19 protein-coding genes are annotated in these 23636 nt (G+C 67.0%); 7 read left to right on the top strand and 12 right to left on the bottom strand.

Features of this window, described 5'->3' with window-relative positions; genetic code table 11:
* Positions 1-91 precede the first annotated feature (91 nt).
* The gene (locus AAHM44_RS21630) at positions 92-1384 is read left to right on the top strand and encodes a homoserine dehydrogenase (RefSeq protein ID WP_269573639.1); all 1293 of its coding nucleotides are present in this window, start codon (positions 92-94) and stop codon (positions 1382-1384) included.
* On the opposite strand, the gene AAHM44_RS21625 is transcribed toward AAHM44_RS21630, so the two are convergent.
* Together AAHM44_RS21625 and AAHM44_RS21620 are read right to left on the bottom strand one after the other, a co-directional pair.
* The gene (locus AAHM44_RS21625; RefSeq protein WP_269573638.1) at positions 1381-1683 is read right to left on the bottom strand and encodes a hypothetical protein; all 303 of its coding nucleotides are present in this window, start codon (positions 1681-1683) and stop codon (positions 1381-1383) included. The genes AAHM44_RS21630 and AAHM44_RS21625 overlap by 4 nt on opposite strands.
* A 59-nt stretch (positions 1684-1742) precedes the next feature.
* On the bottom strand, positions 1743-2096 hold the full coding sequence (locus AAHM44_RS21620) for a hypothetical protein (RefSeq protein ID WP_269573637.1): 354 nt from the start codon (positions 2094-2096) through the stop codon (positions 1743-1745).
* Positions 2097-2244: 148 nt separating this feature from the next.
* Here AAHM44_RS21620 and glpX point away from each other — a divergent pair, with 148 nt between their 5' ends.
* A complete protein-coding gene (gene glpX, locus AAHM44_RS21615) occupies positions 2245-3210 on the top strand; it encodes a class II fructose-bisphosphatase (protein ID WP_269573636.1) in 966 nt (321 codons plus the stop codon).
* 63 nt (positions 3211-3273) lie between these two features.
* On the opposite strand, the gene AAHM44_RS21610 is transcribed toward glpX, so the two are convergent.
* From AAHM44_RS21610 to AAHM44_RS21600, 3 genes are read right to left on the bottom strand one after another with little or no spacing between them, the layout of a single operon-like run.
* On the bottom strand, positions 3274-4032 hold the full coding sequence (locus AAHM44_RS21610) for an HvfC/BufC N-terminal domain-containing protein (RefSeq protein ID WP_342251283.1): 759 nt from the start codon (positions 4030-4032) through the stop codon (positions 3274-3276).
* On the bottom strand, positions 4022-4873 hold the full coding sequence (gene bufB, locus AAHM44_RS21605; RefSeq protein WP_342251282.1) for an MNIO family bufferin maturase: 852 nt from the start codon (positions 4871-4873) through the stop codon (positions 4022-4024). The genes AAHM44_RS21610 and bufB overlap by 11 nt, the downstream gene beginning before the upstream one ends.
* Before the next feature lie 13 nt (positions 4874-4886).
* Positions 4887-7166, bottom strand: a complete 2280-nt coding sequence (locus tag AAHM44_RS21600; protein ID WP_269573633.1) for a ferritin-like domain-containing protein — start codon at positions 7164-7166, stop codon at positions 4887-4889.
* A 205-nt stretch (positions 7167-7371) separates the two neighbouring features.
* On the opposite strand from AAHM44_RS21600, the gene AAHM44_RS21595 reads away from it, so the two are divergent.
* Entirely contained in the window at positions 7372-8115 is a 744-nt protein-coding gene (locus tag AAHM44_RS21595; protein WP_342251281.1) for a CPBP family intramembrane glutamic endopeptidase, read from the top strand.
* Between the two features lie 56 nt (positions 8116-8171).
* The gene (locus AAHM44_RS21590) at positions 8172-10034 is read left to right on the top strand and encodes a CocE/NonD family hydrolase (RefSeq protein ID WP_342251280.1); all 1863 of its coding nucleotides are present in this window, start codon (positions 8172-8174) and stop codon (positions 10032-10034) included.
* Here AAHM44_RS21590 and AAHM44_RS21585 read toward each other — a convergent pair.
* Positions 10031-11146: an FAD-dependent oxidoreductase gene (locus tag AAHM44_RS21585; protein ID WP_342251279.1), complete on the bottom strand. Its 1116-nt coding sequence runs from the start codon at positions 11144-11146 to the stop codon at positions 10031-10033. The genes AAHM44_RS21590 and AAHM44_RS21585 overlap by 4 nt on opposite strands.
* 55 nt (positions 11147-11201) lie before the next feature.
* On the opposite strand from AAHM44_RS21585, the gene AAHM44_RS21580 reads away from it, so the two are divergent.
* Complete coding sequence (locus tag AAHM44_RS21580) at positions 11202-11648, top strand: MarR family winged helix-turn-helix transcriptional regulator (protein WP_269573629.1); 447 nt, start codon at positions 11202-11204, stop codon at positions 11646-11648.
* Here AAHM44_RS21580 and AAHM44_RS21575 read toward each other — a convergent pair.
* The 6 genes from AAHM44_RS21575 to AAHM44_RS21550 all read right to left on the bottom strand — a co-directional run bounded on the left by AAHM44_RS21575 (position 11645) and on the right by AAHM44_RS21550 (position 19121).
* Positions 11645-12301, bottom strand: coding sequence for an FABP family protein (locus tag AAHM44_RS21575; RefSeq protein ID WP_269573628.1), 657 nt, complete (start codon positions 12299-12301; stop codon positions 11645-11647). The two genes, AAHM44_RS21580 and AAHM44_RS21575, sit on opposite strands and share 4 nt — an antisense overlap.
* A complete protein-coding gene (locus AAHM44_RS21570) occupies positions 12301-13074 on the bottom strand; it encodes an ABC transporter permease (protein ID WP_269573627.1) in 774 nt (257 codons plus the stop codon). Before AAHM44_RS21570 ends, AAHM44_RS21575 begins: the two co-directional genes overlap by 1 nt.
* Positions 13071-14021, bottom strand: coding sequence for an ABC transporter ATP-binding protein (locus AAHM44_RS21565; RefSeq protein WP_269573626.1), 951 nt, complete (start codon positions 14019-14021; stop codon positions 13071-13073). The genes AAHM44_RS21570 and AAHM44_RS21565 overlap by 4 nt, the downstream gene beginning before the upstream one ends.
* Before the next feature lie 122 nt (positions 14022-14143).
* The gene (locus tag AAHM44_RS21560) at positions 14144-14926 is read right to left on the bottom strand and encodes a DsbA family protein (RefSeq protein ID WP_342251278.1); all 783 of its coding nucleotides are present in this window, start codon (positions 14924-14926) and stop codon (positions 14144-14146) included.
* A gap of 5 nt (positions 14927-14931) precedes the next feature.
* Complete coding sequence (locus tag AAHM44_RS21555; RefSeq protein WP_269573624.1) at positions 14932-16290, bottom strand: M48 family metalloprotease; 1359 nt, start codon at positions 16288-16290, stop codon at positions 14932-14934.
* 137 nt (positions 16291-16427) lie between these two features.
* The gene (locus tag AAHM44_RS21550; RefSeq protein ID WP_342251277.1) at positions 16428-19121 is read right to left on the bottom strand and encodes an Rne/Rng family ribonuclease; all 2694 of its coding nucleotides are present in this window, start codon (positions 19119-19121) and stop codon (positions 16428-16430) included.
* Positions 19122-19666: 545 nt separating this feature from the next.
* Here AAHM44_RS21550 and AAHM44_RS21545 point away from each other — a divergent pair.
* Positions 19667-20881 (top strand): N-acetylmuramoyl-L-alanine amidase, encoded by a 1215-nt coding sequence (locus AAHM44_RS21545; RefSeq protein WP_342251276.1) that lies wholly within the window; start codon positions 19667-19669, stop codon positions 20879-20881.
* Positions 20882-21063: 182 nt separating this feature from the next.
* Positions 21064-23580 carry a penicillin-binding protein 1A gene (locus AAHM44_RS21540; protein ID WP_342251275.1) on the top strand — a complete coding sequence of 839 codons (2517 nt, stop codon included), beginning with the start codon at positions 21064-21066 and terminating at the stop codon, positions 23578-23580.
* Positions 23581-23636 lie beyond the last annotated feature (56 nt).

Here is a 23636-nt window from a genome sequence, read left to right as displayed (position 1 = left end):
CCTATCCGCGGGCGCAAGTCTCTGCGAGACGTCCCCCACCCCCAACCCCTCCCCTGAAGGGGAGGGGCTTTTCTTTTCGTGAGAGAGATAGATGACCGAACCGCTTCGTATCGCACTTGCTGGCCTTGGCACCGTCGGGGCGGGCGTGATCCGCCTGATCGACGCGAATGCGGAGCTCATCGCCCGCCGCGCCGGCCGGCCGATCGAAGTGGTCGCCGTATCCGCCCGCGACCGCGCCAAGGATCGCGGCGTCGATATCACCCGCTTCGACTGGGTGGACGACACCGCCGAGCTGGCGCGCCATCCCAAGGCCGATGTCGTCGTCGAGCTGGTCGGCGGGTCGGACGGCCCGGCACTTACCCTCGCCCGCGCCTCGCTCGCCGGGGGCAAGAGCTTCGTCACCGCCAACAAGGCGATGATCGCGCATCACGGGCTCGAGCTCGCCAATGCCGCCGAGACCGCCGGGCTGGCGCTCAAGTTCGAAGCCGCGGTGGCCGGCGGCGTGCCGGTGATCAAGGGGCTGCGCGAAGGCGCCGCCGCCAACGAGATCGCCCGCGTCTATGGCATCCTCAACGGCACCTGCAATTTCATCCTGTCCAAGATGGAGGCCGAGGGCCGCGACTTCGCCGAGATCCTCGCCGAGGCGCAGCGGCTGGGCTATGCGGAAGCCGATCCGAGCTTCGACATCGACGGCGTCGATGCCGCGCACAAGCTGTCGATCCTCGCCAGCCTGGCCTTCGGCACCCAGCCGGCGTTCGACCAGGTGGCGATCACCGGCGTGCGCCATGTGCTCGCCGCCGACATCGCCGAGGCGGCGTCGCTGGGCTATCGCATCCGCCTGCTCGGCGTGGCCGATGCCGGCAGCGGCGGGCTGTTCCAGCGCGTCCACCCGCACCTCGTGCCGCTGAGCCATCCGCTGGCGCATGTGACCGGCTCGACCAACGCGGTGGTGGCCGAGGGCAATTTCGTCGGCCGGCTGCTGTTCCAGGGTGCGGGCGCGGGCGACGGCCCGACGGCAAGCGCCGTGGTCGCCGACCTGATCGACATCGCCCGCGGCGAATTCGGTCCGCCCTATGCGATGCCGGCCGCGGCGCTTGCCGCGCCGGGTGCCGCCGACACCGGCGAGCGGACCGGCCGCGCCTATGTGCGCTTCACCGTGGCGGACAAGGTGGGCGTGCTCGCCGAGATCGCCGCGGCGATGCGCGATGCCGGCGTCTCGATCGAGAGCCTGATGCAGCGCGGCGCCAATCCCGATGGCAGCGTGCTGGTGGCGATCGTCACGCATGAAGGGCCGGAACGCGCGGTGGCGCAGGCGCTCGACAAGCTGCGCGGCTCGGCCAGCCTGACCGGCGAGCCGATGTGGATGCACATCCTGGGCGGTTAATCGCTCAAGCTGGTCTTCACCAGCGCCTTCCCCTTGCTCGGGCAGACCGGCGCACCGGTGGTGCCGCAGGCCATGCCTGTGTTGCGCACCGCATCGCCCTTGGCATCGGCGATCTCGGTGCTGGGCAGCGGCAGGCGGTAGCGCTGGTTGGGATCGACCTTTACGATCGGGATCGCCGCCACCGGCCGGGCGCTGGCCGGGATGCGGGTGACCCGCGTCACCCGCGCCTTGGCCCGGCGGCGCTGCGGATCGATCGCGGGCGTGGCACCGGACAGGGTGAGGGCGACGAGCAGCAGCATAACAGGACTCTCCGAAGCGGGTTCATCGCGCCCAACGCACGTCCCGCCGTCCGGGTCCCTCAGGGGGCGAGGTCGCGGCGGACATAGCGCACGCCGCGCGCGCTGACCGTGGCGGTGACGCCCACCGATCCGCAGCGCACGGTGAAGGCGCCCTGGCCGCAGGGCAGGCTGCCATCGGCGCGATCGAACAACCGGTCGAGGCGGCCCTGATCGGTGTCCGGGCCATTATAGGTCGTCTCCAGCGGCACGCGGTACCGGTCCGCCTCGCGCCGCGAGCAGACGACGATCTCGCTCTCGTCGCGGGCACGCTGGCAAGCCGGATTGGCAGACCAGCGCTCGCGGTGAAGCGCCAGCACCTCGGCAGGTGTCGGGGCATGGTCCTGGGCAAGCAACAGCAACGCGATCACCAGCATCTGCACGTCCTCCGCCCCCGGATTTCGTTACGCTAGCGCCATGTTGTGGCGGAATTGGGAGCAGTGCCGGCCTGACAACGTTAGCGGCATCGACAAGCGCCACGGCGCTGCCTAATCGCCGCCCCAAGTCCAATCACCGGGGTACCCCATGACTCAGCCCAGCCACGCCCTTGACCGTGTCCTCGTCCTCGAAATGGTACGCGTGACCGAAGCGGCGGCGATCGCCGCTTCCACCCTGGTCGGGCGCGGCGACGAGAAGGCGGCCGATGCCGCCGCGGTCGAGGCGATGCGCGACGCCCTCAACAAGCTCTATCTCGACGGCACCGTGGTGATCGGCGAGGGCGAGCGCGACGAGGCGCCGATGCTGTTCATCGGCGAGAAGGTCGGCGCGGCGCAGGGCAAGGGCCCGGCGATCGACATCGCGCTCGATCCGCTCGAAGGCACCACGATCTGCGCCAAGGCCGGGCCGAACGCGCTGGCCGTGCTGGCGGTCGCCGAGAAGGGCGGCCTGCTCAACGCGCCGGACGTGTACATGGACAAGATCGCGGTCGGCCCGGGCTATCCCGAGGGCGTGATCGACCTCACCAGGACTCCGACCGAGAATGTCTGCGCGATCGCCAAGGCCAAGGGCGTGCAGCCCCACGAGATCATCGCCTGCGTGCTCGACCGCCCGCGCCACGAGAAGCTGATCGCCGAGCTGCGCGACATCGGCTGCGGCGTGGTGCTGATCGGCGACGGCGACGTGGCCGGCGTGATCGCCACCACCGATCCCGAGACCACGATCGACGTCTATATGGGCCAGGGCGGCGCCCCCGAGGGCGTGCTCGCCTGCGCGGCGCTGCGCTGCGTCGGCGGCCAGTTCAAGGGCCGGCTGGTGTTCCGCAACGACGACGAGCGCCAGCGCGCGCGCAAATGGGGCATCGAGGATCTCGACAAGATCTATGACCTGACCGAGCTGGCCAAGGGCGACTGCATCTTCGCGGCGACGGGTGTCACGGACGGCTCGCTGCTCGAAGGCGTCAAGCGCTTCGCCACCAAGATGACCACCGAGAGCGTGGTGATGCGCGCGCATTCGGGCACGGTGCGCTGGGTGAAGGGCGAACACCGGCTGTAAGGGCTGGCGGTTCGGCCGGCCCCACAGCTCCCTGGCTTTCGCCGGGGAGCCGGCAGGAGTGAGTCAGGCGCTCGCCACCAAGCCCTGCGCCACTGCGAAGGGTAGCCAGCTTGCCACGGCGGCATCCGCCGGCACCGCTTGCGCGGGATCGTCGGGCAGCAGCACCAGCCAGTCATATTGCCAGGGCTCGAGCGGCAGGCAGGAAACGCGGTATTTCGCCCGCGCCACAGCGAGCAGCGTCGGATCGGGCCTGGGCGGAATCGGCTCGCCGCCGGCGAGCATCTCGCTGAAGTCGAAGGGCAGTGCGAGCAGGCGCATGCTGTCCGGCCGGTAGAAGTGCCGGGTACCGGCCATGGCGAGCAGCTCCGCGATCGCCGGATCGATGCCGGGCCAGGCCGGTCCTGCGCCCTCCACCCCACGCGCGCGGTGCACTTCCGCCTTGGTCCGCTCGATCCGCGCAAGCGCGCCAGGGATCGCCTCTACCGCTTGGGGATTGCCCGGTGGCCGCGCCGCTTCGAGCCAGTCGGCGAAGCGGGCGCCGAAATCGTAAAGCGTGTAGCTGTGAGATGGGTATGCCGCGATATAGCCCTGGGCGAAGAGCTGGAACGCCGTCGGCCCGGCCAGCGCGGCGAGCAGCGGATATTCGCTCTCCAGGCACTCGACCAGCCGCTGGCGATAGCTGCGAGCATAGATATGGATGCGGTCCTCGGCGGTGAGGCGGTTGTCGCCACGGACATGGTCGCGCGCGCCCTGGTCGGACGCGGCGAGGATCGCTTCCTGCATCCAGTCCTGGAGACCGGCAAACTCGGGTTCAGGCGGCAAGCGGCAGCCCTTCGCGCACGCGTCGCGCCTTGGCCAGTTCGCCTGCGACCACGTCGAAGGCCGGGATATTGGCATCCCACTCAACCATCGTCGCGACCGGGCCGCAGCGCTCCCAGACATGCGCATAGAGCGGCCACACCGCGTCGGGCACCGGCGCGTCATGCGTGTCGATCAGATGGGTACCGTGATCGCTCGGCCCGGCGAGATGGACCTGGACGACATGGTCGGCCGGGATCGCGTCGAGATATTCGAACGGATCGAGCGCGTGGTTGAAGCTCGAGACATGGACATTGTTGACGTCGAGCAGCAGCCCGCAGCCGGTGCGCTCGCACAGCCGGGCGAGGAACTCCGCCTCGGGCATCTGGCTGGCGCGGAACTCGAGATAGGTGCTGGGGTTCTCGACGATCAGCGGGCGGCCGAGGAAATCCTGCACAGCAAGCACCCGATCGGCGACATGCGCCAGCGCCGCCTCGGTCAACGGCAGGGGTAGCAGGTCGTGGCTGTTCACCCCCTGCACCCCGGTCCAGCAGAGATGATCGGAGACCCAGAGCGGCCGGAAGCGCTCGGCAAGGTCGCGCAGCTTGCCGAGATAGGCAATGTCGAGCGGCGCGGTGCTGCCGATCGACAGCGACACGCCGTGGAGCACGACCGGCCGGTGCGCCGCGACATGCTCGAACACGCGCATGCTCCAGCCGTGATTGTCGAGCAGGTTCTCGGTGATCGCCTCGAACCAGTCGACGCCCCAATTCTCCGGGGGCGTCGACATCAGATGCGGAAAATGCTCCTCGCGCAGCCCCAGCCCGTCGCCGGGATTGGGCAGGCCGAGCCGGGGCTGCGTCATCCTCCTGCAGCTCCTAGGTCGAGGGCGGATAGGCGAGGCGCAGGTCGTTCGGCGGCTGCTGGACCAGCCCCTCGACCGGCTTGTCCGGATCGCCATTGACCTTGAACGCCACCACCTTGGCAAAGGCCTGGAAGGCGATGTCTTCCACCTTATCGCCTTCCTTGAAGTCGATCGTGGCGATCTTCTTCGAGGAAGGCGCGCCGCAGCCCGGGGGGGTGGGCGTCGGCGAAGGTGAAGGGGTACCGCACAGATTCTTGTCGGCCTGGGCCTTGGGCGCACCGCACAGCACCGGCTTCGAACTGCCGACCAGTGCCCAGACTTCCATCGTGCCCGACTTGGGATAGAGCTGCATTGCCGAGATCGGCACTGCGCAGCCGCCGAACCCGCCGCAGATATTGTCGCTGGGCGCCGTATACATCGGCCCGCTCGGCGTCGGGGTGGGCGAAGGCGAGGGAGTCGGCGTGCCGCACAGGCCGCCATAGGTCCGGATCGTCACCGCCGAGCAGCCGCCGCCCTTGACCGTGGTCGGCGTGCCGCAGCTGCCGCTCGCCACCGGATTGGCCTTGGGCGCGTTCGAGGTCTTCGAGGCGGAACCGCACCCGCTGCTCGCCCCGCCGCAGCTGCCGCCGCCACTGGTCAGCTGGACGAAGCCGCAGCCGCCCTGGCCCTTGCACAGGTTCGAGCCGCGGCAGGTGTGGTAGATCGAAGTCTCGGCGCAGGCATTGGCGCCCCATTTCCCGCCGGTTTCCTCGACATCGAGTCCCTGGCAGGCGTGGTTGACGATATATTTGTCCGGCTCGCCGACGCCGACCGAAAGGTCCGGCGTCTTGCCGAATACCGCCCAGGCGGTCGACATGCGGTCGCCCGATCCGGCCATTGACGGGAAGGGGAAGGACACGGTGGCACCGGCCGGGTTCCAGTAATTGTCGAGCACGGTGGTGACGCCCTTGATCGCACCGCACACCGCCTGGCTCATCTTCTGGAAATTGGCTGCCGCGTCGCCGCCATTGTTGAGCGCATTGAGCGCGCCGGCAATCGCCTCGGGCGTGGGCAGGCCATAGGGGTTGTTGTTCGGATCATAGCCTTCGGTGGTGAGATCCGCGGCGGCCCATTTGCCGACCTTGGGAGACTGGTTCCAGGTCTCGAGCCCGCCGCTGCCGCGGATATCCTCGATCTCGCGGAAGCGGGTATAGTGATCGACACCGTCATTGTCGGCACGCGCCGCAGCATCCGACGAGGGGATCAGCTTCCCTTCCATCGAGTAGCTCGGATAATCCGAGGCGAGGGCGTCGCGGTTCGGGCAATAGCTCGGGTTGACGTCGCCCTGGACAAGCTTGGCCTTCCCGTCATTGAGCCGCTGGCCCTTCTCGTCATAGCGGGCACCGAGCGTGGCGCCTTCGCCCTGATCGGTGATCGCGTTCATCATGTTGAGCGCTTGGCGGAGCGCGATCTCCGGATCGGTCATCGCGATCGTGGTCTCGAAGCCCATGAACTCGCGCATCGGATGGCCGGGAAAGCTGAAATTGTTGAACAGGTCGTTCTGCTGGCCGCCGGGGTTCATCACATGATCCCAGAGCCGCGTGCCGTCCGCGTAGCGGATCAGCAGATAGTCGCGGTAGCACTGGTACATATAGCCGATCGAGCCGAACATGATGTTGGCATCGAGCTCGGCCACCGTGTCGTACTTGAACGGCACCTTGGGGAAATAGCGGTCCTTGTTGCGGACGATATCCTGCTCCGCCGTCTCCTGCGGCTGCTCGATCGCGAGGAACAGCTTGATCCGCTCCTCGTCGAGCGGGCCGACATTGACCTTCACGTCCTTGAACCGGTTGGTGTCGGTCAGGTCGACAATGCCGGGGATCGCGGTGAGCGAAGGGCCATAGCAGGTCCAGCCATGGTCGCCGCTCTGCAGCGTGGTCGCGGTGAAGCTGGGCACGGCGCCGATCGAGGTGGCGAGGTTCGCGGCCATCTGCAGGTGGAGCATCTCCTGGATGAACACCGAGAAGACGATGTTGAACGCCTTCTTGTTGCCCCAGCCCTTCTTGCCCGGCTTGTAGTCGGTGAAGGCGCTGGTCTTGGCGCCGGGCCATTGCCGGCCCTTGTAGAAGCTGTTCCCCTGGCTGGTGATCGGGTGCATGCCGGTGATCGAGTAGAGCGACGTCATGTAGAGCGGGATGGTGAACAGCTCGACATTGACCGCGGCCTGCGCGATCCAGCGCACCACCAGCTTGTCGGTTTCGAGGAAGGAAATAGGGCGCGCGGAAAGCTCGCCTGCCTTGTGCGTCAAATGCATGACAATATCCCCCAAGCTTCACAGATTACTGCGATGCCATTGGGTTCCACCAATGCAATTGCTCCGTCAATCGACGAAAGAACCGATATAGTTGGAAGCACTATTTGTTACGGTTGCTACTCGATTTACTTTCTACTTGCGTAACTTCGAAGAACTTGCCCCGCCGCCGCCACACGCTATCCCTGTTCGCATGGGCGGAGGGGGAATGACGCACGCGCTGATCGCGCCAGCACTGCTGGCGGTGTCGCTGGCGGCGCTCGCCTGGCTCCACCGGGGCGGCCGGCGCCGCTTCGATCGCTTCCGGGGGATCGAGGACAGCGCCGATCGCCGGCACACCTATCTGCGCTGGGCAGTGCATGGCTGCCTGAGCAATCTCGGCATTCCGCTGGTCGGCCTGGCGCTGCTCGGCCGGATCGACGCGATCTGGTCCTTTCCGGAGGAATTCGCCGCGCTCGCCTGGACGCTGCCCTATTTCTCGATGGCCGACCCGACGCTCCTTCCCATCCTGCTGATCGGGCTGCCGCTGGGAAGCCTGTTGAGCATCTGGATCGCGCTGCGCGGTCCGTCGCCCCGCGCGCGGCAAGGCTATGACCTTACCCCGATGCTGCCGCGCAACCGCGCCGAGCTGCTGGCGATCCTGCCGCTGGTGCTCAATGCCGGGATCAGCGAGGAAATCTATTTCCGGCTCTACCTGCCGCTGCTGCTGGTGCTGTGCGGGGCTCCAGCCTGGGCGGCCTTCCTGATCGCCCTTGCCATCTTCGCCGCGGTCCATCGCTACCAGGGCTGGCTGGGGATCGTGCTGACCGGTGCCGGCGGCGCGGCGTTCACCCTCTTCTATCTCGGCAGCTGGGGCCTGATGCTGCCGATCCTGCTGCACCTGATGGCGAACCTGAATGCGCTGGTGCTGCGCCCCGCCGTGCGCCTGCGCTTTCGGCCGCGAACCGATTGACAGCGGCAACACACCGATTACCCCCTCCCGCATTCGAGTTTCTTGGGGAGGTTAGCATGCGGTTGGTCAGTCTCTTTGCCCTGGCGGTCGCCGCCGGCACACCACTCGCCGCGCTTCCCGCGAAGCAGGCCGCACCGGCTCCTGCGGCCCAGGCCGATGACGGTGCCTTCATCGTCGAGGAAGCGATGATCCCGATGCGCGACGGGACGAAGCTCCATACCGTGATCCTGCGCCCCAGGGGCCAGACCGGGCCGCTGCCGATCCTGCTCAGCCGCACGCCCTATGGTGCCTCGGGCCGCTCGCCCAGGACCGTGCCGTTCAGCTGGGCGGCGCTGGCCAAGGACGGCTATATCTTCGTCAACCAGGACATGCGCGGCCGCTTCGCCTCGGAAGGCGGGCCCTTCACCCTCTCCACGGAGATCAAGACCGGCAAGAACGCCGTCGATGAATCGACCGACGCCTATGATTCGGTCGATTGGCTGGTGAAGAATGTGAAGCCGAACAACGGCAAGGTCGGCATGTGGGGCGTCTCCTATCCCGGCCTGACCGCCGCGATCTCGCTCGCCCGCCCGCACCCGGCGCTCAAGGCGATCAGCCCGCAGGCGGCGTGGATCGATTACTGGAAGAATGACGACCTGCACCGCTGGGGCGCGATGCGGCTGACCTATGCCAGCGACTGGGTGAACAGCCTCCAGGCTGACAAGACCAATGACGGCATCGACCTGTACGACCGCTACGACACCTATGAATGGTTCCTCAAGGCGGGCTCGCCCGCCGATATCGAGGAGAAGTATTTCAAGGGCCGGGTGCCGCTCTACAAGCAGATGATCGAGCATCCCGACTATGACGAATTCTGGAAGAAGCAGGTCTGGTCGGACACGCTGAAGAAGACCACCGTGCCGACGCTCAACGTCGCCGGATACTGGGACCAGGAAGATCCCTGGGGCAGCTGGCAGATCTTCTACAAGCAGCGCGAGAACGACCCCAACAACCTGGCGCTGATGGTCGCCGGGCCGTGGAACCACGGCAGCTGGCGCTCGCCGGGCAACGCCGTGGGCCGCATCCCGTTCGGCGTCGATAGCGGCACCCAGTTCATGCAGGAGGTGGAGGCGCCGTTCTTCGCCTATTGGCTGCACGGCAAGGGCAGCAAGCCGGACTATCGGATGAAGAGCTTCCAGTCGGGCAGCTGGCAGTGGAAGACCTACAACCAGTGGCCGCTGGCCGGTGCCAGCCAGAAGAGCCTCTATCTCCACGCCGATGGCAGCATGTCGTTCACCGCGCCGGCGCAGGGCGAGGGTTGCCGCGAATATATCTCCGATCCCGCCAACCCGGTGCCGTTCCGTGCGCGGCCGATGTCGGCGACCTATGCCACGCCCGAATGGCGCTGGTGGGAAGCCGAGGACCAGCGCTTCGTCGAGTATCGCCCGGACGTGCTGAGCTATACCAGCGCTCCGCTCGATGCCGACCTGACCGTGACCGGCGCGATCACCGCCAGCCTTATGGCGGCGACCAGCGGGACCGACAGCGACTTTGTGGTCAAGCTGATCGACGTCTTCCCCGAGGATTACGAGAAGCCGCCAACGGCCGCGGGCGCCTATGCGCGCGGCCTCAACGGCTATCAGCTGCCGATCGCGATGGAAGTGAAGCGCGGCCGCTATCTCCAGTCGTTCGAGAAGGCGACGCCGCTGGTGCCGAACCAGGTGAACGACTGGTCGATCCCGCTGCGCGACCACGACCATGTCTTCAAGAAGGGCCACCGGATCATGGTGCAGATTCAGTCGAGCTGGTTCCCGATGATCGACCGCAACCCGCAGACCTTCGTGCCGAACATCTACAAGGCGAAGCCGGCGGACTACCAGAAGGCGACGCAGAAGGTGTGCTCGGGCTCGGCGATCATGCTGCCGGTGGTCGGCAACTAGGCGAGGACGCGCTCCCGATAGTGCTCGAGCACCGCATCGAGCGCATCGGGGGAGATGGAGAGGCGCAGCCCCTGGGCGGCGCCCTCCGCCGCGACCGCCGCGCGATCGGCCATCGCGGCCTCGTAGCGCGCCACTGCTTCCCACCCCTCATTCGAGAGCAACGCCTCGGCGAGGTCGGCGGCGTCGGCGAGCGCGAGGTTTACGCCCTCGCCGCTGAACGGCGACATCACATGCGCGGCGTCGCCGAGCAGCGTGACGCCCTGGCGGGTCTCCCACCGATGGCCGATCGGCAGTGCCACCATCGGCCGTATCGCCAGTGCATCGCCCTCGGCAATCAGCGCCTGCAGCTCGGGCGACCAGCCGGCGAATTCGGCCAGCACGAGCCCGCGCACTGCTTCGATCGGCATCGCCTGCCAGGCCTGCACGGTCGCTTCGGGGACGCGCAGCCCGGCATAGCCGCGGATATGGCCGGCGCCATTGCGCTGCGCGATCAGCAGGCGGTTGTCGCCCGCCGCGAACATCTTGCCATAGCCGGTCAGCGCATCGACCCGAGGATGGCGCTCCACGTCGAAGCCGAGCTCGAACAGGGTTGCGCCCTCATAGGCGGGCACCGCGTCGGACAGCAGCGGCCGCACCCGCGACCAGACTCCATCGGCGCCGACAACCACGTCGAAACGCTGCGCCCTGCCGTCGACAATGACCTCCCAGCCCGCGCCCGACGGCAGGATCGCCTCGACCGGGCTACCCCAGCGCACCGTTCCCGGCGCCAGAGCGGCGAGCAGGATGGTGCGCAGCGCCGTGCGATCGATCTCAGGCCGGTCATGCCCGGCACCGTCATGGTCGAACACCAGCCTGCCGGCGGAGTCATATAGCCGGTCGCCCTGATCCTCGGGCCGTGCCTCGGCCATGAATTCGGCCTCGAGCCCGGCCAGCCGCATCGCGCGCTGGCCGGTTTCGGCATGCAGGTCGAGCGAGCCGCCCTGCGGGCGCTCACCGGCATGGGAATCGCGCTCGAACACAGTGACGGCACAGCCGCCCCGTTGCAGCAGCCGCGCCAGCATCAACCCGCCGGGGCCGCCGCCGATGATCGCGATCGGAGGATTGGTTGTCATGGTGAGTCGCTCCAGTTACATAGGGGCCTATACATTAAACATAGGATACTATGCAATGCCCGTCGACTTCGCCGCCGAGACGCATATGCCGGGCCATTATTTCAGCCGGATCGCGCGGGCGATGGCGCGGATCGGTGACGCGCGGTTGAAGCCGCTGGGCTTCGCCACGGCGCAGCTGCCGGTACTGACTGCATTGCGCGACGGATCGGCGAAGCCGCAGGGCGAGCTGGCGCGCTGGGCCAAGGTCGAGCAGCCGACCATGGCGCAATTACTGGCGCGAATGGAGCGCGACGGCATCATCCGGCGCGAGCCCGATCCGCGCGACCGGCGCAGCAGCCTGGTGTCGCTGACCGAGGAAGCCCGCGCCAAGCTGCCCGCCGGACGCAAGGTCCTGGAGGAGGGCAATCGCGACGCCACCGCCGGGCTTTCCGAGGCGGAGGTGGCGACGCTGGTCGGGCTGATGCAGCGCGTGCTGGCGAACCTCGACGCGCTGGAGGCCTAGGCCGCCGCCTCGCCCCTGGCCGCGAGGATCTGCACCCAGGGATTCGGCTTCGCCACGCCGACCCGGTGCAGGGTATTGCGGTCATGATGGTCGAACGGTCCCCGCCCCTTCACTTCGAGCGTGGTGTGGATGTCGTAGCTCCAGCCACCATCCTCGGCGAAGGCGATGTCGATCGTATAGGCGTCGGTGCGGAAGGCATATTCGAGGAAGTCGGTCGAGCAGATGCCATAGCTGGTCTGCCCACGCTTCGCCTCGACATGGATCGTCCTGTCGCCTGCCGCGCCCTTGCCGCTGGCAAGCAGCACCTGGCCGCGCGGGATCGCCAGCGTCTGCAGGATCAGGCCGGTGGCCGGCTCCCACAGCCAATATCCCACCTGATCGTGGAAGGTGATGTCCTCTTCCTCGGTGGTGATGTGGATATGATAGCGCAGCCCGTAGAAGAGCTGCGGCCCGTTGGCCTGCGGGTCGATCGGCACGCACTCGATCCGCTCGATGAACTCGCGCCGCTCCGGCCCCTCAGCCTTGGGGTTGAGGTCTATGCCCTTGCGCCCCTCCCAGCGACCGGCGAGCGGTGCCAGGGGGCCCAGGTTGGCGAGCGTGTGGGGATCGACGTCCTCGGGCTCGGTGAAGATATCCAGCGGGAAAGGTGTCATCAGTTCTTGAGCCTGTAGCCGGTCCGGAAGATCGTGACGATTAGACCAAGGCATAGGGCCAAGAACAGTACGACAAAGCCCAGGCTCCAGCGCACGTCGATATCGCCGACATCGCCGAAGAACGCCCAGCGGAAGCCGCTGATCAGATAGGCTACCGGATTGAACAGGCTGACCGTGCGCCACGGCTCGGGCAGGAAGCTCAGCGGATAGAAGCTGCCGCCGAGGAAGGTGAGCGGCGTGAGGATCAGCGCCGGCACCACGTTCAGCTGCTCGAAACCCTTGGCCCAGATGCCGATGATGAAGCCGAACATCGAGAAGCTGATCGAGGTGAGCAACAGGAAGGCAAGCATCGCCAGCGGATGATCGACGCGCAGCGGCACGAACAGCCCCGAGGTGAGCAGGATGATCAGGCCGATCACCATCGACTTGGTCGCCGCAGCACCAACGAAGCCGACCACCAGCTCGACCGCCGAGATCGGCGCCGAGAGCAGCTCGAACACCGTGCCGGTGAACTTGGGGAAATAGATGCCTATCGAGGCATTGGCGACGCTCTGGGTGAGCAGCGACAGCATGATCAGCCCGGGCACGATGAAGCTGCCATAGGTGACGCCGTTGATGTCGGCGATGCGGCTTCCCATGCCGGCACCGAACACGATGAAATAGAGCGAGGTGGTGATCACCGGGGTAGCGATCGACTGCCAGAGGGTGCGCAGCGTGCGCGCCATCTCGAACTTGTAGATCGCCCAGATGCCGTGGAAGTTGATGCCGGTCATGCCGCGGCTCCCTCGTTGGAGGTTTCGCGCTGTTCGACCAGCCCGACGAAGATATCCTCGAGGCTCGACTTGGAGGTATCGAGATCCTTGAACGCGACGCCCATCTCGCCGAGCTTGCGCAGCAGCGAGGGAATGCCCGTGCGCTCGGCCTGGGCATCGAAGGTGTAGCGCAGCCGCGTGCCCTCATCCTCAAGGCTGAGATGCCATTCCTCCAGCCCCGCCGGGATCGTTGCCATCGGCTCGACCAGGCTGAGATCCAGTTCGCGCTTGCCGAGCTTCTTCATGAGCTCGGCCTTGTCCTCGACCAGCAGCAGCTGGCCCTTGTTGATCACGCCCACCCGGTCGGCCATTTCCTCGGCCTCCTCGATGTAATGGGTGGTCAGGATGATGGTGACGCCGCGCTCGCGCAGCTTGCCGATCATCTTCCACATGTCGCGGCGGAGCGACACGTCGACACCGGCAGTGGGCTCGTCGAGGAACAGGATGTCGGGCTCGTGCGACAGCGCTTTCGCGATCATCACGCGGCGCTTCATGCCGCCCGACAGCTCCATGATCTTGGCATCGCGCTTGTCCCACAGCGACAGGTCCTTGAGGATCTGGTCGCAATAGTCCTGGTTCGGCGCCTTGCCGAACAGGCCGCGCGAGAAACGCAGTGCGCTGCCGACAGTCGAGAACATGTCGACCGCGATCTCCTGCGGCACCAGCCCGATCCTCGAGCGCGCCTCGCGCGGGGAACGGATCGCGTCATGCCCATCGACCAGAATCGTGCCGGTGCTCGGCGTGACGATACCGCAGATGATCGAGATCAGCGTGGTCTTGCCCGCGCCATTCGGCCCGAGGAGCGCGAAGATCTCGCCGCGGCGGATCTCCAGGTCGACATGATCGAGCGCCTTGTGGCCTGAGCCATAGGTCTTGCTCACGCCGTTTATCGAAAGAATGGATGTCATGATGCCCCCGGCCGGGAAAGGACCCGCTAATTAGGCACGCAGATGCGGCGCGGCAACCGGTCGGTACAAAAATCGGATGACTTTAAATCCTCCCCCAGCGAGCTCGGGAAGGATTTATATCGTTACTTCTTCCGCGCCTCGGCCACCGCCGCCGCGAGGCCGGCATAATCGCGCATGCCGTAGAGCAGCTTGCCGCCGACCACCCAGCTCGGCGTGCCGGTCATCGCCAGCTTCTGGCCGAACTTGTGGTTGGCGATGATCTCGCCCTCGACCGCTTTCGATCCGATGACCTGCCTGGCCTTGGCCATGTCGAGCCCGGCCTTCCCGGCCGCCGCCTCGACATTGGCGGCGCTCGGCCCGTCCATCGCGAACAGCGCGTCGTGGAAGGCGCGGAACTTGTCCTGCTCGGCCGCGGCCAGCGCCCAGCGCGCCGCGACCAGACTGTCCGGCCCCAGCACCGGATATTCGCGGTAGACGATCTTCACATTGGGATCGCGTTTCAGCAGTTCCTCGATCGCCGGCAGGCTGGCGCGGCAATAGCCACAGGCATAGTCCATGAAGGCGACCAGCGTGACGTCGCCGTTCGGGTTGCCCGCCCAGGCGCCGGCATAGGACGCCTCAAGCTTCGGCCGCTCGGCGGGGAGGAGCTTTTCCGCAGCCGCTGCCGCGTCGGCCTGAGCCTTCTCGGCATTGGCGCTCTGCTTCTGGTTGTAGCGCTCGACGGATTCGAGAAGCACTTCGGGATGGGCGAGTACCCAGTCGTGAATCGCGCGTTCGCTCGCGCCCCGCGCGCCTATTCCGGGGACCAGCGCCTGGATGCCCGCGAAGATGCCCGCACCGAGCAGCGCGCACAGCACGAACGCGCCGGCCAGCGCCAGCGGCGACCGCAGAAGCCGTTCGATCATTGCCTCTATCGGTCCTTCTTCTTTTTCCGGATTTCGTCCCAGGCGGTCTGCGAGACCATGTTGAGGTCCTGCGCGCGCACCCAGTCGGCCGAGCCCTGGGGCAGGCCCGACATCGCCGCGCGCGAGCTCATCAGCGCCGTGCCGACATCGCCCATCAGATGCGCGCGCTCGGCCGTGGCCAGCGCGGTGCGCGGCTCGTCGCCCTTGCGGTCATAGACCGTGCCCAGGTTCATCCAGGCAAAGGGATTGTCATTGTCGCGCGCCACCGCCGTCTTGAGCACGCGCTCGGCTTCTTCCAGATTGGCCTTGTCCTCGGTGGCGAGCAGCGCATGGCCGAGCGTGGCGGCGATCAGCGGCTGGTTGCCGGACAGCGACGTCGCCTCGCGCAGGGGCACGATCGCGCCCCTAGGATCGCCCGATTCGAGCATGATCTGCCCTTCGAGCTCGAGGAAATAGGGATCCTTGGGCGCGGCCTTGACCAGCGCCTGGGTCTCCGCGGCCGCCTGCTCGGGATAGCCCGACTTATGATAGGCATAGGCGCGGGCATAATGCGCCTGCACCGACTGGTCGCTCGTCGGATATTTGGTCAGCGTGTCCTTGGGATCGCTGACATAGCCGCGCAGCTTGGCCTGCACGCGCTTGAAGCGGCGCTCGAGATCCTGGTCGAGCGGCTTGTTCCAGCTCGGCGCGTTCATCAGGTCGGCCTTGAGCGTCTCCACACGGTCCTGCGACATCGGGTGGGTCTGGGCGAAGGGATCGACCTCGGGATTGGTGCTGTAATAGCCGTAGCGATGCATCTGGGCGGTGAGCTTGTTGAAGAAGCTCAGCATGCCCTTGCCGCTGATCCCGGCGCTGTTGATGAACCGGGCGCCGGCGGCATCGGCCGAGCTTTCCTGGACACGGCTGAACGCGAGATACTTGCCGATCGCGGCGCGCTGGCCGGCCATCAGGATGCCGGTACCCGCCTCGCCACTGCCCGCCGCCATCGCCGCGACGCCGAGCAACAGGCTGAGGATCGAGATGTTGGTGTAGCCGCCGTCATTCTGGAACACGGCATGGCCGCCGACGATATGGCCGATTTCGTGCGCGATCACACCCTGCACTTCATTGGCGCTGTCGGCCGCGTCGATCAGCCCCGAATGGACATAGACGATCTGGCCGCCGGCCACGAAGGCGTTGATCGAGCTGTCCTGGATCAGCACGACCTTGCCATTGGCGGGCGAGAGGCCGGCCGCGAGGAACAGCGGCTTGGCCATGTCGTTGAGCAGCGCCTCGGTCTCGGCGTCGCGCAGGACCGACTGGGCGACAGCCGGCTGGATCCAGAGCAGCAAGGCGGCCGAGAGCAGGGCGAGGATGCGCTTCATGGGGCCTCGTATCCTCCGAATTCCACCGGCGATCAATGGCATTGGCCGTGCCTGCGGCTCGATGAACCGCGTGTGAAGTCATGAAAAAGGGCGCCGGTCCCTGTCGGACCGACGCCCCTTTTTCTCAGTCCCTCGGATCAGGCGCCGAAGGTGCGCTGCCACCAGCCGCGACGCGGCGTGCCGTCCTCGCCTTCACCTTCGCCTTCCGCTTCGGCATCAGCCTCTGCGACCGACTCCGCCGGCGCGGCCTGCTCGGCAACCGGGGTGGCCTCGACTGCCGGGGCGGGTTCCGCCTCGACGGTCTCGACCTTCTTCTTGCGGGTCCGCTTCGGCTTGGCCGGCGCTTCCTCGGCGACCGGCTCGGCCACGACCTCTACCGGCGCTTCGACCGCAGGCGCGGCTTCGGTTTCGACGGCCTCGACCTTCTTCTTGCGGGTCCGCTTCGGCTTGGCCGGCGCTTCCTCGGCGACCGGCTCGGCCACGACCTCTACCGGCGCTTCGACCGCAGGCGCGGCTTCGGCCTCGACAGCTTCCACCTTCTTCTTGCGGGTGCGCTTCGGCTTGGCGGGCGCGGCTTCCTCGACGGCCGGCTCCGGCGCGACTTCGGCCGGCTCGGCGACTTCGGCCGCAGCCTCGGCCACGTCTTCGCCGCCGTCCTCGGCGCCCTCGCCACCCTCGGCGCGATCGCCACGGCGACCGCCGCGACGGCCACGACGGCGACGCTTGCGGTTGCCCTCACGGCCTTCACCCTCGGCGGCAGCGGAGGCTTCCTCGCCCTCGACGACTTCGCCTTCGGCTTCGACTTCCTCGCCGGCCTCGGCTTCACCCTCGGCGCCTTCGCCTTCCTCGCGACGGCCACGACCGCGGCCACGGCGGCGGCGGCGGCGCTTGCCACGGCCCTCGCCATCCTCGTCGCGCTCGCGGCGCTCGCGGCGCTCGCCGCGACCTTCGCGACGATTGCCGGCTTCGGCTTCTTCCTCGAGCTCCTCTTCCTCTTCGTCGATCTCCTCGACGTAGTCGTCGTCCTCGGGCTCTTCGATCAGCTTCTCGAACTTCGGGGCATGCGCCGGCGGCGGGCCGGAGCATTCGACCGACATGCGCGCGCCCTCGAGCTCGCCGTCCGACAGGATCTCGACGGTCACGCCGTAGCGGTCCTCGATCTCGGCGATGTCGGCGCGCTTCTTGTTGAGCACGTAGAAGGCGGCTTCCTGGCTCGCGCGCAGCGTGATCACCGAGCCGCGGCCGCGGGCAGCCTCGTCCTCGATCATGCGCAGCGCCGACAGGCCGGCCGACGAGGCGGTGCGGACCAGGCCGGTGCCTTCGCAATGCGGGCACTGCACGGTCGAGGCTTCGAGCACGCCGGTGCGCAGGCGCTGGCGGCTCATCTCCATCAGGCCGAAGGCCGAGATGCGACCGACCTGGATGCGGGCGCGATCGTTCTTCAGCGCCTCCTTCATCGCCTTCTCGACCTTACGGACGTTCGAGCCATGATCCATGTCGATGAAGTCGATCACGACCAGGCCGGCCATGTCGCGCAGGCGAAGCTGGCGGGCGATCTCGTGCGCAGCTTCGAGATTGGTCGCGGTCGCGGTCTGCTCGATATTGTGCTCGCGCGTCGAGCGACCCGAGTTGATGTCGATCGAGACGAGCGCCTCGGTCGGGTTGATCACCAGATAGCCGCCCGACTTCAGCTGGACGACGGGATTGTACATCGCCGAGAGCTGGTCCTCGACGCCGGCACGCTGGAACAGCGGCACCGCGTCGGCATATTGCTTCACCTTCTTGGCATGGCTCGGCATCAGGAGCTTCATGAAGTCCTTGGCCTGGCGATAGCCGTCCTCGCCCTCGACGATCACTTCGTCGATGTCGCGATTATAGATGTCGCGGATCGCGCGCTTGAGCAGATCCGAATCGCCATAGACCAGCGCCGGCGCGGTCGACTTGAGCGTCTCCTCGCGGATGCCGTCCCACAGGCGCGCCAGATAGTCGAAGTCACGCTTGATCTCGACCTTGGTGCGCTGGAGGCCCGCGGTGCGGACGATGCAGCCCATCGTCGGCGGCAGCTTGAGGTCCGCCATGATGCCCTTGAGGCGCTTGCGGTCGGCAGCCGACGAGATCTTGCGCGAGATGCCGCCGCCATGCGCGGTGTTCGGCATCAGCACGCAGTAGCGGCCGGCGAGGCTGAGATAGGTGGTGAGGGCCGCGCCCTTGTTGCCGCGCTCTTCCTTGACGACCTGGACCAGCAGCACCTGGCGGCGGCGGATCACGTCCTGGATCTTGTAGCGGCGGCGCAGGTTCATGCGGCGCTGGCGCAGGGCCTCGGCCGGGCTGTCCTCGCCGCCATTGCCCTTGCCGCGGCGCTTGCGCGAACGGCCGCCCTCGCGGGCTTCCTCGCCTTCGCCGGCATCGGCTTCGCTGTCCCCTTCGCCGTCCTCGTCGTCGACCGGACGCTCGAGCACTTCCACGCCGCCTTCGTCGTCATGGTCGTGGTCGTGATCGTCGTCGCCATCCTCCTCGGCGCGCAGCGCGGCTTCCTCGGCCGCATGCTCGGCTTCCTCGCGGAGCAGCGCTTCGCGATCTTCCTTGGGGATCTGGTAATAGTCGGGATGGATTTCGCTAAAGGCCAGGAAGCCGTGGCGGTTGCCACCGTAATCCACGAACGCCGCCTGGAGCGACGGCTCCACGCGGGTTACCTTGGCCAGATAGATATTGCCCTTGAGCTGCTTGCGCTCGGCGGACTCGAAATCAAACTCCTCGATTCGGCTTCCCTTGACGACGGCCACGCGGGTTTCCTCCCGGTGGCGTGCGTCGATCAGCATACGCATGGTCATTTATGATTCTCCGGGCGCGCCGGCCCCAGCCCTCTGAATCTGGATTGCGGAGGGCTCGCGCAGGCGCGCGACATACAATGCGGCCCTGGCCGGCGGGTTCGCCGGCTGCGGTCTCGCGGGTTTCGAAAACTGCTGCTGCTCGCAGGGCACGCGCGAACCGGTGGTCCGCAGGCTCCGCCGCCATCACGCGACCGGCCGGTTCGGCCAATCGGTGCAGACGTTGCGGAAATTGCCTCATGTGAGCGTCAACCTGAACTGTCGCGACAAGATGTGGCCGCGAGAAAGGTCCGGCGCAAGGGCCGGGACAATGCTGCCTAGCATTACCGTAACGGCGCGGCAACCTTGGCTAAAAGCGGCAAACAGACCGGCAAGCCCTTGCCGCCTTGCCGGCAAAAATATGCCGAATCGAAAATTAACCGCACAATTTCACGGCGATTTGAGGCGCGCCCTCTAGTCCGGTCTCGTCAGGGCAGACGCGTAACTCAGAGTATCAATCTATGGTTTTGGGCTGGACCCCCAGAGCCCCGGCGCGGCATAGCGTCAGGGTGCTGTTCCTGCTCGCCTTGCTCTCCGGCTGGTTGACCGGAGTCCCCAGCTGGGCGGGCGTCGTGCAGGAAGTGCGCGTGAAGGGCGACCGGGTGATCGTCAGGTTTGACGCACCCGTTTCCCAGGCAAGCGCTTTCATGCTCGCTGGACCACAGCGTATCGTGCTGGACGCCAAGGGCGCCGAGCCGGGTGATCGCGCCTATGCCGAAGGGCCGGTGACGAGCATCCGACAGGGCTCGCAAGGCGCCGAGGGTGCGCGCATCGTGCTCGACCTGGCACGCCCGGCGATCGTGACCGAGGGCCGCTTCGGCAACGACGGCCGCACGCTCACGCTCCAGTTGCGCACCGTGGACGACGCGCAGTTCGCCCGTGCCGCCGCCGAGCGCCGGATGAGCTTCCTGCCACCCTTCTCCTATGTGCAGCCCGCTCGCCACAGCCGCTACAGCGAGACGATCGCGCTGCCCCGGCGCGCGCCGCCGGCCGCGCTGCCGCGCGTCTATGGCGAGGCGGACCGCCCGCTCGTCGTGATCGATGCCGGCCATGGCGGGCACGACCCCGGTGCGATCGGCGCGAGCGGCCTGCGCGAGAAGGACCTCACGCTCAAGACCGCGCTGGCGATCAAGGACGCGCTGCTCGCCTCCGGCCGGGTGCGCGTGGCACTCACCCGCGAGGACGATCGCTTCCTGGTCCTCCAGGAACGCTATGGCCTTGCCCGCAAGCTGGGCGCGGACCTGTTCATCTCTGTGCACTGCGACAGCGCCGGCAACGGCGATGCCTCCGGCGCGACCGTCTATACCCTGTCCGAAGTCGCATCCGACAAGGAAGCGGCACGGCTGGCGGCGCGCGAGAACAAGGCCGACATCATCGCCGGCGTCGATCTCGGCACGCAGAATCCGGATATTTCCTCGATCCTCATCGACCTCACCCAGCGCGAGACGATGAACGCATCGGCGGGCTTTGCCCGGCTGCTCGGCCGCGAGGCCCAGCCGCTGATCCCGATCAAGGCGAACTTCCACCGCATGGCTTCGCTGATGGTGCTCAAGGCACCGGACATGCCCTCGATCCTGTTCGAGACGGGCTATATCTCGAACGAATCCGACGCCGCATTCCTCGCCTCGGACGAAGGGCGCAGGAAAGTGGCGCAGAGCGTGCGCAAGGCCGTGGAAATCCACTTCGCGACGCGCATGGCGTCACGGACTTTAGCTTCTCGGTGAAACCATCTCCTCAATCCCCTTGTGCCCTCATTATAGGCGGGTACGAGGGGAAGTGGTTTCACATTGGGAATAAACCCGTTTTGGGGCAATCACGGGCAATCCCCCTCCGCAACGGGGGCGTGCGGCGAGCCGCCAGACTCCCGGCTTCCTTCCCCGGCCAATCCTGCTAAACCGCGAGCCGCATGTCCGACGGTTCCACCACTTCCAGCGTAAAGATGCGCATCAAGCGCGAGATCGGGGGCTTCAAGGGGCTGTTCGGTCGCGTCCGCCACCGCTGGTGGTTCCGGATCCTCGCGGTGCTCGCGCTGCTCTCCGGCCTGTTCGTGTTCCTCGTCTGGCTGTTCATCGCGCGCAACCTGCCGTCGGTCGACACGCTGAAGAACTACGAGCCGCCGCTGCCGACCAATGTCCGCTCGGCCGAGGGCCTGCCGATCTACAGCTATGCCCGCGAGCGCCGCGTGCAGCTGAGCTTCCCCGAATATCCGAAGCTGCTGGTCGAGGCGTACATGTCCGCCGAGGACAAGACCTTCTTCGAGCATCACGGCGTCGATTTCCCCGGCCTGGTCCGCGCGGCCTTCCAGGGTCTGGTCAGCGGCTCCACGCCGCGCGGCACCTCGACGATCACCCAGCAGGTTGCCAAGAACCTGCTGGTCGGCAACGAGACGAGTTACCTGCGCAAGGCCAAGGAGGGCATCCTCGCCTGGCGCATGGAGGACGTGCTCACCAAGCAGCAGATCATGGAGCTGTACCTCAACTCGATCGAGCTGGGGCGCAACGCCGGCGGCGTCGAGGCGGCAAGCCAGGCCTATTTCGGCAAGGAGCTCGACCAGCTGACCCTGCCGCAGATGGCCTATCTGGCGATCCTGCCCAAGGGCCCGTCCAACTATGATCCCGAACGCCACACCCAGCGCGCGCTCGATCGCCGCAACTGGGTGCTCGGGCAGATGCTCGAGAACGGCTTCATCGACCAGGCCCAGCATGATTCGGCAGTCGCCTCGCCGCTCGGCACGGTGCCGCGCCAGACGCCGAAGTTCGAGCGCGTCGGCGGCTATTTCACCGAGGAAGTGCGCCGCCAGCTGATCGACAAGTTCGGCGAGACCGACGAGACCGGCCCCTACAGCGTCTATTCGGGCGGCCTGTGGGTGCGCACCTCGCTCGACCCCAAGCTGCAGGAATATGCCCAGAAGGCCCTGCGCGACGGTCTGCTGCGCTATGACCGCGGCCGTGGCTGGTCCGGGCCGATCGGCCATGCGGATATCGGCAGGAGCTGGCTCCAGTCGTTCCTCAACACCAATATCGGCCTCGACTACGAGAACTGGCGCGCGGGCGTGCTGATCGATCGTACCGGCGACAGCTGGCAGATCGGCTTCGATGACGGCTCGACCGGCACGCTGCCAAAATGGGCCGCGACCATGCCGGTGCGCGGCAAGGGCGGTCAGGCATTCGATGCGTTCAAGCCGGGCGACATCGTCGCGGTGGCGCCGGAAGCCGGCGGACAATGGGCGCTGCGCTCGGTCCCCAAGGTCTCGGGCGGCATGGTGGTCGAGGATCCGCGCACCGGACGCATCCTCGCCATGCAGGGCGGCTTCGATTCGCGCATCCAGAGCTTCAACCGCGCCACCCAGGCGCAACGCCAGCCGGGCTCGACGATCAAGCCGATCGTCTATGCCGCCGCGCTCGAGCAGGGCATGACCCCCGCCTCGATCGTGGTCGATGGCCCGTTCTGCGTGTGGCAGGGGGCCAGCCTCGGCCAGAAGTGCTTCCGCAATTTCGGCAATGCCCGCGGCGCCGGTCCCAAGACGCTGCGCTGGGGCATCGAGCAGTCGCGCAACCTGATGACGGTGCAGATCGCCAACCAGACCGGCATGGATCACGTCGTCGACCTGATGCAGCGAATCGGCGTGTCGCGACAGAAATTCCCGCCCTATCTCAGCTATGCGCTGGGCGCGGGCGAGACGACCGTGACCCGCATGGTCAACGCCTATTCGATCCTGGTGAACCACGGCCGGGCACTCAACCCGTCGCTGATCGACTTCGTCCAGAACCGGAAGGGCGCGGTGGTGTGGCCGGAGAACTGGCGCCCGTGCGAAGGCTGCAACGCGCCCGACTGGAAGGGCGGCGCGATGCCGCGCCCGGTCACCCGCGCCAAGCAGGTGCTCGATCCGCTCTCCGCCTATCAGATGGTTCATATCGCCGAGGGCGTCGTCCAGCGCGGCACCGCCACGGTACTGCGCGACCTGGGCCGCCCGATGATGGGCAAGACCGGCACCACCTCGGGCCCGACCGACGTCTGGTTCGTCGGCGGCACCCCGCAGATGATCGGCGGCCTCTATATCGGCTATGACACGCCGACCAACCTGGGCGGCTATGCCCAGGGTGGCTCTATCGCCGCGCCGATCTTCAAGCAGTTCGCCATCCCCGCCTTCGAAGGCATGGAGAAGGTTCCCTTCACCGCGCCGCAGGGCATCCGCATGGTCCGCATCGACCGCGCCAGCGGCAAGCCGGTGACCGGCGCCTGGCCGTCGAGCGATCCGCTTTCGGGCGTGATCTGGGAAGCGTTCAAGCCCGAGACCGACCAGCGCCGCGGCCGCCGCGACCAGGAAGAACAGCCCGAGGCCAAGGCCATCGAGAAGAAGGCCGCCCCCAAGAAGCAGGAAGGCGACAGCGACTTCTTGCAACGCGAGGGCGGAATCTACTAGCGCGGCACACTATATCGTCATCCCCGCGCAAGCCGGGGTCTAAGGGGCCGGGCGAT

Source organism: Sphingomonas sp. OTU376, assembly GCF_038440415.1.
Lineage (GTDB): Bacteria > Pseudomonadota > Alphaproteobacteria > Sphingomonadales > Sphingomonadaceae > Sphingomonas > Sphingomonas kyeonggiensis_A.
The sequence above is the reverse complement of the archived record's forward strand: the minus strand, read 5'-3'. Positions and strand labels throughout refer to the sequence as shown.

Excerpts from the sequence above, each read along its gene's own strand:
- AAHM44_RS21620 (WP_269573637.1), bottom strand. The coding sequence starts at position 2,096 with ATGCTGGTGATCGCGTTGCTGTTGCTTGCCCAGGACCATGCCCCGACA.
- AAHM44_RS21630 (WP_269573639.1), top strand. The coding sequence starts at position 92 with ATGACCGAACCGCTTCGTATCGCACTTGCTGGCCTTGGCACCGTCGGG.
- AAHM44_RS21595 (WP_342251281.1), top strand. The coding sequence starts at position 7,372 with ATGACGCACGCGCTGATCGCGCCAGCACTGCTGGCGGTGTCGCTGGCG.
- AAHM44_RS21580 (WP_269573629.1), top strand. The coding sequence starts at position 11,202 with ATGCCCGTCGACTTCGCCGCCGAGACGCATATGCCGGGCCATTATTTC.
- AAHM44_RS21570 (WP_269573627.1), bottom strand. The coding sequence starts at position 13,074 with ATGACCGGCATCAACTTCCACGGCATCTGGGCGATCTACAAGTTCGAG.
- AAHM44_RS21575 (WP_269573628.1), bottom strand. The coding sequence starts at position 12,301 with ATGACACCTTTCCCGCTGGATATCTTCACCGAGCCCGAGGACGTCGAT.
- bufB (WP_342251282.1), bottom strand. The coding sequence starts at position 4,873 with ATGACGCAGCCCCGGCTCGGCCTGCCCAATCCCGGCGACGGGCTGGGG.
- AAHM44_RS21590 (WP_342251280.1), top strand. The coding sequence starts at position 8,172 with ATGCGGTTGGTCAGTCTCTTTGCCCTGGCGGTCGCCGCCGGCACACCA.
- AAHM44_RS21560 (WP_342251278.1), bottom strand. The coding sequence starts at position 14,926 with ATGATCGAACGGCTTCTGCGGTCGCCGCTGGCGCTGGCCGGCGCGTTC.
- AAHM44_RS21600 (WP_269573633.1), bottom strand. The coding sequence starts at position 7,166 with ATGCATTTGACGCACAAGGCAGGCGAGCTTTCCGCGCGCCCTATTTCC.
- AAHM44_RS21585 (WP_342251279.1), bottom strand. The coding sequence starts at position 11,146 with ATGACAACCAATCCTCCGATCGCGATCATCGGCGGCGGCCCCGGCGGG.
- AAHM44_RS21555 (WP_269573624.1), bottom strand. The coding sequence starts at position 16,290 with ATGAAGCGCATCCTCGCCCTGCTCTCGGCCGCCTTGCTGCTCTGGATC.
- glpX (WP_269573636.1), top strand. The coding sequence starts at position 2,245 with ATGACTCAGCCCAGCCACGCCCTTGACCGTGTCCTCGTCCTCGAAATG.
- AAHM44_RS21550 (WP_342251277.1), bottom strand. The coding sequence starts at position 19,121 with ATGACCATGCGTATGCTGATCGACGCACGCCACCGGGAGGAAACCCGC.
- AAHM44_RS21625 (WP_269573638.1), bottom strand. The coding sequence starts at position 1,683 with ATGCTGCTGCTCGTCGCCCTCACCCTGTCCGGTGCCACGCCCGCGATC.
- AAHM44_RS21540 (WP_342251275.1), top strand. The coding sequence starts at position 21,064 with ATGTCCGACGGTTCCACCACTTCCAGCGTAAAGATGCGCATCAAGCGC.
- AAHM44_RS21565 (WP_269573626.1), bottom strand. The coding sequence starts at position 14,021 with ATGACATCCATTCTTTCGATAAACGGCGTGAGCAAGACCTATGGCTCA.